This is a genomic window from Paenibacillus sp. MB22_1 (genome assembly GCF_047200555.1).
GTDB lineage: Bacteria > Bacillota > Bacilli > Paenibacillales > Paenibacillaceae > Fontibacillus > Fontibacillus phoenicis.
Map to the genome: position 1 here is coordinate 1813539 of NZ_JBLADV010000001.1, position 12653 is coordinate 1826191.

A 12653-nucleotide genomic window follows, 5' to 3' on the forward strand; every position below is an offset into this window, starting at 1 on the left:
TTTTAACGATCGCCGGAGGAACCTTTTCTCATGATAATAAACGCGCGTTCACAAACGAAGGGAGAGTTCCTGTTCATGAAATTTGGAGCATTTGACGATCAGCGTAAAGAGTATGTAATTCATACGCCGCAAACCCCTTACCCGTGGATTAACTACCTTGGAAATGAGCAATTTTTCGGTCTGATCTCCAATACGGCCGGCGGTTACACGTTCTATCGCGATGCGCGCCTGCGTCGTTTGACCCGCTATCGCTACAACAACATTCCGCTGGATACCGGTGGACGTTACTACTATCTCCGCGACCATGACAACGGCGATTTCTGGACACCGGGCTGGATGCCGGTCAAACGCGAGCTGGATTTCTACGAATGCCGGCACGGTTTGGGCTATACGTCGATCACCGGAGAACGCGGCGGCATTTCGGTCACGCAACTGGCGTTTATTCCGCTGGGTTACAACGGTGAAGTACATCGCTTAACGGTGAAAAATACGAGTACCGAGACGAAGAAGGTCTCTCTCTTCTCTTTTGCCGAGTTCTGCCTGTGGAACGCTCAGGACGACATGACTAACTTCCAACGCAACCTGAGCACCGGCGAAGTCGAAGTGCTGGATTCCGTCATCTACCATAAAACGGAATACCGTGAGCGCCGCAATCACTATGCCTTCTATTCTGTGAACCGCGACATCGATGGCTTTGATACGGACCGCGAATCGTTTGTAGGGCTGTATAATGGCTTGCACGAACCGCAGGTTGTTGTTGCCGGAAGAGCTTCCAACTCCATCGCCAGCGGTTGGTCCCCGATCGGCTCGCATGAAGTGACGCTGAAGCTTGCTCCAGGCGAAACGCAAAGCCTGATCTTTATACTCGGTTACGTAGAAGTGCCGGAAGAAGAGAAATGGGAATCCCCTGGCGTCATCAACAAAAAACCAGCGCTTGAGATGATCGAGAAGTTCGCAACAGACGCCGACGTTGACCGCGCTTTGGCTGATCTTGCTGCGTACTGGGACGGCCTGTTGTCCAAGTATCAAATCCAAAGCAGCGACGACAAACTGAATCGCATGGTCAACATTTGGAATCCGTATCAATGTATGGTGACGTTTAATATGTCCCGTTCGGCTTCCTATTTCGAATCTGGGATTGGCCGCGGGATGGGCTTCCGCGATTCCAACCAGGACCTGCTAGGCTTTGTGCATCAAATCCCGGAACGGGCTCGCGAACGGATTCTCGACATCGCTGCTACGCAATTTGAGGACGGCAGCGCGTACCACCAATATCAACCGCTGACCAAGAAAGGAAATAACGAAATCGGCAGCGGCTTCAACGATGACCCATTGTGGCTCGTTCTGGGGACGGCGGCTTACATCAAGGAGACTGGCGACATCAGTATCCTGGATGAACAGGTACCGTTCGATAACAATCCAGACAATACCGCAACGCTGTTCGAGCATTTGAAGCGTTCCTTCTACCACGTCGTACACAACCTGGGACCGCATGGCTTGCCGCTCATCGGCCGCGCAGACTGGAACGATTGCCTCAACCTGAACTGCTTCTCCAAGGAGCCGGGTGAATCGTTCCAAACGACCGCGAACATCGAAGGCCGCGTCGCGGAGTCCGTATTTATCGCCGGCTTGTTCGTCTTCGTTGGCCCAGACTTCGCTGAAATCTGCCGGATCCGCGGGCTGGAATCCGAAGCGAAGGAAGCGCTGGATTGGACGGAGAAAATGCGTAAAACGACGCTGGAACACGGCTTTGACGGCGACTGGTTCCTGCGCGCTTACGATCATTACGGCGAGAAAGTCGGCAGCAAAGAAAACGCTGAAGGCCAAATCTTCATTGAGCCGCAAGGCATGTGCGTCATGGCAGGTATTGGCGTTGAAGAAGGCCTGGCCGCCAAAGCGCTTGCTTCTGTTGAGGAGCGCCTTGATACGAAATACGGGATCGTGCTGCAGCAGCCACCGTACTCGAAGTATTATCTGAACCTGGGCGAAATCTCCAGTTACCCGCCAGGATACAAAGAGAACGCCGGGATCTTCTGCCATAATAACCCGTGGATCATGATCGCGGAAACCGTATTGGGCCACGGTGATCGGGCGTTTGAAGTCTACAAAAAAATCGCCCCGGCCTACCTTGAGGACATCAGCGAAATCCACCGGATGGAGCCGTATGTATACTCGCAGATGATTGCCGGCAAAGACGCCGTACGTCACGGCGAAGCGAAGAACTCCTGGCTCACCGGGACGGCAGCCTGGAACTACGTAGCGATCACGCAAGCCATTCTTGGCGTGCAAGCGGACTTCAAGGGACTGAAAGTGGATCCTTGCATTCCATCGGCATGGGACGGATTCGAAATCACCCGCGTCTTCCGGGGGGACACGTACGTCATCCGCGTGAGCAACCCGAATCATGTGGAAAAAGGCGTGGTCAGCATTACGGTGGATGGCCAGCCAATTCAAGGCAACATCATTCCGCCGGCTGGCGATGGCGGCGTTCACCAAGTCGAGGTTGAGCTTGGGTAAGCCCCTGTTCTCAATAAGGTGCGAAAATGAAAAAGGTACAACTGCTCCAATCGAGTGGTTGTACCTTTTCTAATTATGGGAGAACTCATTAAGCCTTCGCAGGTTTCATGCCGGTTTCCTCTTTCCCAGTTCCCTGACCTTCTTTATTTACCTGCACTTTGCGGATAAAGAACGATAAGATGAGAGCCACCAGCGTAATCCCCGTCGCCACGACAAAGGCAAAATCAATCCCGTTGATCGTCGCATCCCGAGTGATCAAGGCGACTTGTTGGGCGTTAGCCGGGTCTTTCGGATTAATTCCGGCCGCGAGAATCATTTCGGCCGCCTTATCCTTGGCACGCGAGGACATGATCGTCACGAGAAGTGCGGTCCCCAATGCTCCCGAGATGGTCCGCAGCGTATTGGACATCGCGGTGCCATGGGCATTCAGCCGCGCCGGGAGTTGGTTGAGGCCCGCCGTTTGAATCGGCATCATCAGCATAGACATCCCAAACATCCGGGCGGTGTACATCAAAATGAGATGAGTGTACGTCGTATCGATGGTCAAGTTGCTGAATTCCCAGGTTGTTACGGTGGTGATCGCCAAGCCGATGACCGCCAGCCAGCGGGCGCCAATCCGGTCAAAGATCATTCCGGTAATCGGCGACATAATCCCCATCAAGATCGCTCCCGGCATTAACAACAGTCCGGATTCCACAGGTGAGAAGCCGCGGATGTTCTGCAGGTAAATCGGCACCAAGATCATCGCCGCATACAGCGCCATGGTGATCACCACATTGATGATCGTCGTCAGCGTAAACATATCGTAGCGGAAGACGCGGAACTCCAGCAGCGGCTTATCGGATTTCAATTGACGCCACAAGAATAAGCCCAAGGCGATCACGCCGACAATCAGACTGACGACGACATCCGTCTCGCCCCAGCTGGTGCTGCCAGCTTCGCTAAATCCATACAGGATGCCGCCAAAGCCGAGCGTTGACAAGACGATCGACAGTACGTCCAGATTCGGACGACCAACCTGGGTTACATTTTTCATAAAGATTACGCCAAGAATAATCGAAAGAACCGCAAACGGGAAAATAATCCAGAACAAAACATTCCATGGGTGATGCTCAATGATCCAGCCGGAGAGCGTTGGTCCAACCACAGGGGCGAAGATCATGGCGATCCCCATCATCCCCATCGCTTGCCCGCGCTTCTCAATCGGAAAGATCGTCAGGAAGACGACGGTCATCAGCGGCATCAGCACACCGGCGCCGGCCGCCTGCACCAGTCTCCCGATGAGCACCATTTCAAAGTTAGAACCGATTCCGCAAATGAATGTGCCCGCCGAGAACAAAACCATGGCGGAAATAAACAGCATCCGTGTCGTAAATCGTTCCATCAAAAAGGCGCTGATCGGAATCAAAACGCCGTTCACCAGCATAAATCCAGTCGTTAACCATTGGATCGTCGTCGCTCCAACGCCCAAGTCGTCCATCATTTTCGGCAGGGCAACGTTCATCAAGGTTTGGTTCAGGAGGGACACAAATGCCCCGATTAATAGCGCCATTACAATCGGCCATCTCTTGAAGTTAACGGCCGGTACAGCAGCAGTATTACTGTTCATAGGTTTCCTCTCTCACTTTCTCTAAGGATGCGATAATTTTGCGGTGGGTTTGCAGCATCTGGTCGATGTCTTCCCCCGCTGCCTCCAGGACCGCCGAGAACGCCCGGGTATATTCGAGGTCCGTCTTCCGATATACCTCCATTCCCTTGTCGGTGATTTGCAAGAACACGGACCTCCGATCGCTGTCCACCCGTCCGCGCTCCACGAGCCCCGCTTTGACCAGACGATCAATCACGCCGCTGACCGTGCTGTTCCCCATCCGCATCTGTTCGGCAAGCTCCGTCACCCCGATTTGCGGATGATGATGAATTCGCTTTAAGGCCATGAACTGGATGCCGGTGATGCCGAAGGGCTCGGCTTGTTTGGATAGCAATTGGTAAAAGGCTCTCTTCACCTCGCGGAAGGATTCCACGATCTCATGCATGCGTTGCTTCTGGTCCAAACGGTGCTCATCCTTTAACACTTAGTTCTACTCTTTAATATTTCGTATGCGAAACAATCCATTACTATATTTAACAGAGCATCAAGTTTATTGTCAATATGGGTATCACAAATATTATCAATAGACAAAATTGGATGATTTTCAACCTTCGGATAGCATTTCGCGGAAGATTTCATTCTATACCCCTGACGTGTTGAATGATATAATCATGGTAGAATTCACCTATTACTTAAGGAGGACATGAATCCCATGACATGGTTCAACCGACTTCCCTTATCCGGAAAGATCTCCGCTGCCTGTTATCTTGTGGCCGCGCTCTTTGCCGTACCATCGCTGCTCGCCTTCATCCTGCTGGGACATATCGTCATCGGTATCTTGCTGATCGTCGTGTTGGCAGCGCTTACCTTCCCGCTTTCGCGTTACCTCCAGAAAGCGCTTACGGATTCATTCGACGATATCACCAGCGCTTCGGCCAAAATCGCCAAAGGGGATTTTACCAGTCGAATTTCGGAATCCGGAGGCATGGATGATCTCAGCCGCTCCTTCAACAGCATGGTGGACAAGCTGCGCAAGATCCTCCAGGAAACGTCGGATATCACCCGCAAGGTAATGGATTCCAGCCGGAGGATTTCCGACCGCAACCAGGAGCTGATTGAAGTCATGACCCAAGTCACCCACTCCTCCAACGAGCTGGCTCTTGGTGCCAACGCCATCTCCGAAGATGTCAGCGGCATGAAGGACGCGATTGGCGAGATTGAGCAGAAGGTGAGCAATTACACCGAAGCCTCCCGTGAGATGAATCAGCGTTCCGAAGAAATGATTCAATTGGTAGAGCGTGGACGTGAGTCCGTCTCCCGTCAAGCGAGCGGGATGCGCAAGAACATCGAAGCAACTGAGAAAGTGGCTGAGTCCATCGAGGCTTTGGCGAAAAACGCGCAGGGGATCACCAAAATTACGGCAACCATCTCTGAAATTGCTGAACAGACCAATCTGCTGTCGCTGAACGCTTCGATTGAAGCGGCGCGGGCGGGCGAACATGGAGCCGGGTTTGCCGTGGTTGCCCACGAGGTTCGCAAGCTGGCTGAAGAATCCACCGCCTCAACCAAAGAGGTATTTAATCTGGTTCGCAGCATCGAACAAGACGTGAAGCAAGCTGGACAGAACATTAAAATCAATGAAGAAGTTGTCCGGCAGCAAAGCGAAATGATCCGGGAAGCAGAGCAAATCTTCCAAGAGATCGTGCAAAGCGTGCAGTATATTAGTGAGGAAATCGCCGCATTCGCCAGAGAGAGCGAGGAGATGCTGGAGAGTGCGCAGAACATCTCATCGGCGATTCAGAACATTTCCGCCATCACCGAGGAATCCGCGGCAGGCACGGAACAAGTCTCGGCATCCATGAACGAGCAGATTACCTCGATCCGCGCGATGGCCGAAGAGGCCGAAGCGATGAAAAATGCCGTGTTCCAGCTGCAGAAGACGATACATATCTTCAAGTTTTAATCGAACCACCCACCGCCCAGTCCCTTTTGCATAGGGGCTGGGTTATTTTTCTTTTTTTCGATAAGATATGAGGAGTCTAGCGTAAGCACAAATCATTATCCAATGGAGGGATTTGGGATGAAAGTTATCAACTGCTGGAACCGCATCGCCATTTCCACGGGGATGTTCCCCGGCTGCCATGATATAGTGAAACCTGCGTAAGCATCATCAAAAAAAGACCTGATGGAGTTAACCTCCCTCAGGTCTTTGCGTTATTTATAGCTTCGCTTTCAAGTGAACCATCTTGCTGCTGAAATCGCCGCGCACCGAAGCCATGGACAAGCCGGCGTTCATCAAACGGTCGCCGCCATACACTTCGCCGCTTCCGACCACCTCGTAATCTTTGGCCGGGTCAAGTCCTTGCAGCTTGACGCTGCGCAGCGGGCCATTAGGTTCCGCAAGGACGCGGAAATAGAACAGCAACGCTTCGCTCTGATCCGGGCTAACGAACATCCACGCCGTCTCATTTCCTTCGAACGGGCTTTGCAGACGGTACAGATCCCCTTGCTGCACCAATCCGCGGATTTCTTTGTAGAGTGCGATCTGGCGTTTGGCCGTCTCCTTCTCTTCTTCCGTAAACCGGGTAAGATCTAATTCGTAGCCAAAATTGCCGGACATGGCCACATCCCCTCGGAACGTCAGCGGGGTCGTCCGCTCTACTTGGTGGTTTGGCACCGCCGAGACGTGCGCGCCCATCGTCGACACCGGATATACGATGCTGGTGCCGTATTGAATTTTCAAGCGCTCCGCCGCATCCGTGTCATCGCTCGTCCAAGTCTGCGGCATGTAGTACAGCATGCCCGGATCAAACCGCCCGCCGCCGCCGGAGCAGCTTTCGAACAAAATATGCGGGAACTCGCTCGTCAGACGCTCCAAGAGCTCGTACAGCCCCAACATATAACGGTGGGCGACTTCCCCCTGCCGCTCCGCCGGGCTGACCGCTGAACCAATCTCCGTCATGTTCCGGTTCATGTCCCATTTCACGTACGTAATCGGCACCGTCGAGAAAATGGCACTTAAGCGCTCATACAGATACTGACGCACATCGCTGCGCGACATATCCAGCACCAGCTGGTCGCGGGCTTCTGTCCGCCGCCGCCCCGGAACGTGCAGACACCAGTCGGGATGCGCCCGGTACAGATCGCTGTCCGGGGAGACCATTTCCGGCTCGAACCAAAGGCCGAACTGCAGCCCGGTGTCCTTCACGCGGCGGGCCAGGTCCTTGAGCCCGTCAGGCAGCTTGCGGCGGTCCTCGAACCAGTCGCCTAACGAGCTGTTATCCCGGTCGCGCCGGCCAAACCAACCGTCGTCGAGCACGAACAGCTCGATGCCCAGCTCGCTGCCCGCTTGGGCAATCGCCTCGATCTTGTCCGCGTTGAAATCAAAATACGTCGCTTCCCAGTTATTAACGAGAATTGGCCGCTCCTGATCGCGGAATTGCCCGCGGCAGAGCCGAGTCCGATACAACCGGTGATAGGTTCGGGACATGCCTCCCAGCCCATCAGCAGAATACACAAGCACCGCCTCCGGGGTTTGAAAGCTCTCGCCCGGCTCCAGCTTCCACGTAAAGTCAAAAGGGTTGATCCCGATCTGAACCCGGGTTGTCCCAAACTGCTCAACCTCGGCTTCAGCGGTAAAGCTGCCGCTGTAAACCAAGCTGAAGCCATAAACCTCACCATGCTGCTCCGTCGCATCCGGCCGCAGCAGCGCCAGGAACGGATTCTGCTGGTGGGAGCTCGACCCGCGGCGGCTGCTGATCCCGGTCACCCCCGGTGCGAGCCGTCTGCGCTGCACATGGCGTTCACGAGCCCAAGCGCCGGATAAATACAAGGCGTCGTAAGCCGCGTCCGGGAAATCCACCGAGGCGCTGAGCGCCTGCTCCAGTTGGATCGACTCGCTGCTTCCGTTCGTGAGCCGGGCGGATCTGGCGATGGCGTCAAAATCAGCAAACACTGTATAGCTCAGGACGACGACCAGTCCGGAAACGCGATCTTCCAGCTCCAGCTCCAGCGTTTCTGCCTCATGGTCTTGCTCAACATATACAGCAGGAAGCCCCTTCAGCACCGGCTTACCCGGAACGATCCGGTGGGAGCGATACGTCAGCTCGGTTGCCCGGGTACCGTTCGCAAGCCGCACCTGATATGCCGGGCTCCGGAAGTCACTTGTTCCGTATTGCGGATATTCCTGTGGGAGAGAATCCAGCGAAATCGACTTATCCTCCGGGATCGGGTTCGGACTAAACGAAGCGCGTTCCTGGAAGGTCAGCAGCTGATCGAGGTTGCTGCCATGGCGCAGCTTGGCCCCGAAATAAGCATGGGCAGGATACCCGTGAACCAATTGAATCAAGTAACTTGTATTGCGGGACTGCAAATGGAAAAGGCCTTTCGCTTCATCGAAAAAGATAGGCATTCTCGATCCTCCTGGTAGGTTCTCATCTAACTTGGACTAGCGTTCATCTTCTTCCATTCTACTATCAACCCCAGGAGGAGTAACGAGAATAAAGTGATCTTCTATATGGATATTTGTGATTTATTCATGCTTTGCCACACGGATTCCGTCACTCAGCAAAGACTTCGTCGCACCTCCAAATTGCCGAGCATAATAACGGTAGAACAGCAGGATGCCGATATGCAGCAGCGCCAAAACCAGAGCGACATTGGAATACACGGCGGAACCCTCAAATGGATTTAGCGGATTCCAATGTGACGTCGCTCCGAAATCCACAGCTTTGCCGTAAAGGCTGATCGCGACCGTACCGGACAAAAAGCTCAGCATGGACAGCATCCCCATGCCTACCCCTGTCTGCTCCTTCGGCAAGGTGCGGGATATCGTGTTCGACAACGCTAACTGCATGAACATCTGTCCCACATTCCCAAGAATCAGAATCGCGGCAACCCAACCCGCCGATGCCCCGGACACCCCGGAGTAGAGAAAGAAGCAACTAATGAGCAACGACGACGCCAGATAAAACACAAAGGCATTGCCCTTGGTGTCCGCCAGCCTGCCTCCTTTGCGGCCAAGGATGGCCGATGCGGCAGCTCCCGGCACCATCGCAAATCCAATCCAGCCAGCAGGAAGCCGGTTCACCTCAGCCAGCAGCTGCGGCGTGAGAAACGGCAGCGCATACCCGATCCCCATAACCAGCGCCGACAGCAGGAGACCAAACGAATAGCTTTTATTCCGAAAAAGCCGCGGATTCACAAACGGCTGCTGGGCACGGAGAATGCGCCAAACAAACAGGAGAAACCCGATGAAGCTGCCCAAATACAACTCCCATCCCCCATAGGTCACCCCAAGCAACAACAGGGTAACTGTACCGGCAAGCAAGCCTCCGCCAAGCCAGTCGATTTGGACGGATTGAAGCGGTTCATCGCTGAGGTACTTCCGATAAAACGGCAACATCACCAGCATCAGCATCGGCACGCAGAATAACCATCTCCAGTCGACCACACTCACTAGCAGCGCGGAGACGACAGGCCCAAGCACACCGCCGATCGCAAGTCCTGTAGCGGTAATTCCGAGCGCGTATCCGCGACGTCCGGCCGGGAAATACCGCACCGGAATAATCATCGCCGCAGCAGGCACTACAGAGGCTCCCGCAGATTGCAGCGTACGACCCAGCAAGACCATCCAATACGCCTGCGCCGAAAGTCCAATGAGCGAACCTACGCAGAACAGAAGAAATCCAAACGTCAGCAGCTTTTTCAACGAAAAAGCATCGGCCAATTTCCCATAGATCACCGCACCGATGGCATAAATCAGTCCATAAATCGTTGTTACCCAGCTGACCTGAGTCACGGACAAGCCAAATTCCTCTTTCATATCCGGAAGTACGATATTAAAAAGCGTGGCGCCCATGGATGACAAAGTCATCGTAAACGCCAAAATGCGGATCAGCTTCTCACTCGCAGCAGACGTACCGGTAGAAACAGCATTTTTCATCGCAATCTCCTCCTATCGATCTCCTCACAAGTTATTGTATGATTGAATAATAATAATGAAAAATATATATTAAATTATAGATTCATAAACTTAAGGTTATCGATTCAGAGTAAATCTAAAGGAGTTGGCATCGACATGGAGATGCTGCAATTGGAATATTTTCGCACTGTCGCTCGTTTGGAGCATATGACCCGTGCTGCCCAAGAGCTGCATATTGCCCAGCCTGCGCTCAGCAAGACGATCTCCAGGCTTGAGAAGGACCTGGGGGTCCCGCTGTTTGATCGGCAAAATCGTCAAATTCGGCTCAACGCCTTTGGCAAAGCCTTCTTGAAAAAAGTAGAGGCCGCGCTGGATGTCCTGGAGGAGGGGCGCCGTGAGGTGGCGGATCTGGCGGGAATGGAGCGCGGCAGCATTCATTTGGCCACCAATACGCTGGGGCGGATTACGTCCGCACTGAGGGCTTTTCGCGAAGTCTATCCGGAGGTCAACTTCCGGATTCTCCAGACGTCCCCCGCATCCGCTGCGGAGATGATTCAGCTGCTGGAGTCCGGCGAGGTGGATCTGTGCTTCACCGCTTCCTCACTGGATTATCCCGGGGTGTGTGAACAGCCGGTGCTGAATGCCGAAGTCTTCTTAGCTGTACCGCCCGGCCACCGGCTGGCAGATAGAGAAAACATCCGCCTCGAAGACGTGGCGGACGAATCTTTCATTGAATATAAAACGGGGCATCCGTTTCACAAAATCAACGAGTCGTTTTGCCATGCCGCCGGCTTCCGTCCGCGCATCGTGTGCGAGGTCGATGAACCCAGCGCGTTGGGCAGCCTCGTTCAAGCCGGATTAGGCGTTGCCTTGATGCCGGCCTGCCGGAAGGATGAACGCCCAGCCTACCCGATGCTGCGAATCGAAAGCCCGGATTGCCGGCGGGTCTACTCCGTTGCTTGGCTGGAACGCCGTTATTTGTCTGAAGCGGCGCGGCGCTTCCGTGAGTTTTTAAGCGAATACTTCAGTGAGGCTTAAATCTTGTGATTACCGGTTGCTGCTGAGCGGCGTCCGCTTCAGCATATAGGCGCCGGCCAACGCCACGGTTGCTAGCGGCAAATACTTGATGTCTCTCAGGAGTTATAGATAATCTCTCAGCATCCATCTTCAAACCTTTCACTTCCGCGTTTTGTTCCGTTAGCTTAACATAGAACGAAATTGAATTCGTTTAAGTTTAGTTTAAGATGAAGTAAATTGGATCCAGTCCCACACAAAAAATTAAGCGCTAAGGACTTTTCTTTTCCTTGGGCTTACTTTTTTATTCGTTTCTTGAATTTAATGTTCCTCCGGGTGATCCACATGACCCACCCTCTTGTTTTTCCTCTGTACTGGAGGTAGGCATCGTTTCCCATTGCGGCGAGGTCGCTTTGGAAGCCTTAAGCTCAGCACGGCGGCGTTCGCGCTGCTCCCGGTTCTTCCGGCGCTTGATCCAGATCGGGATGACGATAAGGGCGGCAATGACAAGCGGCGGCAGCGCCCCTGCTGCGAATACGACAAGCCACTGGAAGAAGAGCGACAAGACGTCGATGCTGCCGGTCAAGGCTTTTTTCATCCGTTCCAGCAAGGGCGTATCATCGCTGGATGCCGCTGTCAGCTTCGACGGATCCGACTGGAAGACGCGGATATCAATCGTTGAATAGGACACATTGCTGTCGAGGTACCGCATTCTCCCTTTAATTTGCTCGATCTCCGTTTGAATCCGCTCCAGCTCATTAACGTATTCAACCAGTTGCTTGGTCTGGGTCGCTTCCTCGACGAATTTCAGGTACCGTGCTTCCATCGCTTGTTTGACCTTTAATCGGGATTCCAGATCAACATACTCCTCCGAGACATCCTGTCCTTGGATGTTCCGCTGCAACGACTCGGGCTTTAATCCCTCCAGCCGGTCCAGGAACGAGGAGAAGCCAGCCGCCGGTACTTTGAGTACAAAGTTGCCGCCAAGCTCGTGCTGCGATTGGTTCTCGGAAAATTCTACGATGTAGCCGCCCGCCAGCGTCACCAGATTGCGGATCTCCGATTGTGCCTTGGCGTAGTCCTTCACTTCCATCACGACGTGTGCCCGGTAGATCAGCTTGCGGTTGAGCCCGGCATCGGTACTAGCTTGCTGAAATCCCGACGTGGAGTTCACCGCCTCGCTGTCGTTCCCCACATTCCCAGCCGCCGCTGAATCCGGTGCGACAGAGCCGGTCGCGGGTGCTGTGGCCACATCAGTTGCAGTCTCAGCAGCGCCTGCTCCATCCATTTCGGTTTCCGCCCAGCTGCTTGCTTGATTCATCGCTTCTTTAGAAGCCGACGAATTCGAGGCAACGTCATTGCTTGCACTCCCGCAACCGCTAAGCAGCAGAGGCAGAAGCATAATGATAACGCCCCAAACCGTTATCTTTTTTCCCCTTTTCCCCATCAATATGCCCCCCTGTGGTTTCAGATTTCAAGACTTCCGCACGATGCCGGCTTTGTCGGATTCATCTGTATTTCATCCTGCGGCGTCCCTTACCTATCCTAACGCGTAAGGGCTACCTAATGTTGCCTGACCTGTGAAATAAAAATAAACCGTCCCGCATCGAC

8 protein-coding genes are annotated in these 12653 nt (G+C 53.7%); 3 read left to right on the forward strand and 5 right to left on the reverse strand.

All coding sequences use genetic code 11. The features are described 5' to 3' along the window. Positions 1 to 75 precede the first annotated feature (75 nt). Positions 76 to 2517, forward strand: coding sequence for a GH36-type glycosyl hydrolase domain-containing protein (locus ACL02P_RS08450; protein ID WP_412837099.1), 2442 nt, complete (start codon positions 76 to 78; stop codon positions 2515 to 2517). Between the two features lie 88 nt (positions 2518 to 2605). Here ACL02P_RS08450 and ACL02P_RS08455 read toward each other — a convergent pair whose 3' ends face one another. After that, a complete protein-coding gene (locus ACL02P_RS08455) occupies positions 2606 to 4126 on the reverse strand; it encodes a DHA2 family efflux MFS transporter permease subunit (protein ID WP_412837100.1) in 1521 nt (506 codons plus the stop codon). Next, positions 4116 to 4568, reverse strand: a complete 453-nt coding sequence (locus ACL02P_RS08460; RefSeq protein ID WP_260071716.1) for a MarR family winged helix-turn-helix transcriptional regulator — start codon at positions 4566 to 4568, stop codon at positions 4116 to 4118. Before ACL02P_RS08460 ends, ACL02P_RS08455 begins: the two co-directional genes overlap by 11 nt. A 249-nt stretch (positions 4569 to 4817) precedes the next feature. Here ACL02P_RS08460 and ACL02P_RS08465 point away from each other — a divergent pair, with 249 nt between their 5' ends. Next, positions 4818 to 6068: a methyl-accepting chemotaxis protein gene (locus tag ACL02P_RS08465; protein ID WP_412837101.1), complete on the forward strand. Its 1251-nt coding sequence runs from the start codon at positions 4818 to 4820 to the stop codon at positions 6066 to 6068. Between the two features lie 255 nt (positions 6069 to 6323). On the opposite strand, the gene ACL02P_RS08470 is transcribed toward ACL02P_RS08465, so the two are convergent. Further along, positions 6324 to 8516 carry an alpha-galactosidase gene (locus ACL02P_RS08470; RefSeq protein ID WP_412837102.1) on the reverse strand — a complete coding sequence of 731 codons (2193 nt, stop codon included), beginning with the start codon at positions 8514 to 8516 and terminating at the stop codon, positions 6324 to 6326. Positions 8517 to 8636: 120 nt separating this feature from the next. After that, positions 8637 to 10049 (reverse strand): MFS transporter, encoded by a 1413-nt coding sequence (locus ACL02P_RS08475; RefSeq protein WP_323076408.1) that lies wholly within the window; start codon positions 10047 to 10049, stop codon positions 8637 to 8639. A gap of 135 nt (positions 10050 to 10184) precedes the next feature. Here ACL02P_RS08475 and ACL02P_RS08480 point away from each other — a divergent pair, with 135 nt between their 5' ends. Continuing rightward, positions 10185 to 11066 (forward strand): LysR family transcriptional regulator, encoded by an 882-nt coding sequence (locus ACL02P_RS08480; RefSeq protein WP_412837103.1) that lies wholly within the window; start codon positions 10185 to 10187, stop codon positions 11064 to 11066. A 280-nt stretch (positions 11067 to 11346) separates the two neighbouring features. Here ACL02P_RS08480 and ACL02P_RS08485 read toward each other — a convergent pair whose 3' ends face one another. Beyond that, a complete protein-coding gene (locus tag ACL02P_RS08485; protein ID WP_412837104.1) occupies positions 11347 to 12489 on the reverse strand; it encodes a DUF4349 domain-containing protein in 1143 nt (380 codons plus the stop codon). Positions 12490 to 12653: the final 164 nt, after the last annotated feature.

Bases quoted from the DNA above. Each gene is read 5' to 3' on its own strand.
- ACL02P_RS08450 (WP_412837099.1), top strand. From the start codon at position 76: ATGAAATTTGGAGCATTTGACGATCAGCGTAAAGAGTATGTAATTCAT.
- ACL02P_RS08475 (WP_323076408.1), bottom strand. From the start codon at position 10,049: ATGAAAAATGCTGTTTCTACCGGTACGTCTGCTGCGAGTGAGAAGCTG.
- ACL02P_RS08470 (WP_412837102.1), bottom strand. From the start codon at position 8,516: ATGCCTATCTTTTTCGATGAAGCGAAAGGCCTTTTCCATTTGCAGTCC.
- ACL02P_RS08455 (WP_412837100.1), bottom strand. From the start codon at position 4,126: ATGAACAGTAATACTGCTGCTGTACCGGCCGTTAACTTCAAGAGATGG.
- ACL02P_RS08465 (WP_412837101.1), top strand. From the start codon at position 4,818: ATGACATGGTTCAACCGACTTCCCTTATCCGGAAAGATCTCCGCTGCC.
- ACL02P_RS08485 (WP_412837104.1), bottom strand. From the start codon at position 12,489: ATGGGGAAAAGGGGAAAAAAGATAACGGTTTGGGGCGTTATCATTATG.
- ACL02P_RS08480 (WP_412837103.1), top strand. From the start codon at position 10,185: ATGGAGATGCTGCAATTGGAATATTTTCGCACTGTCGCTCGTTTGGAG.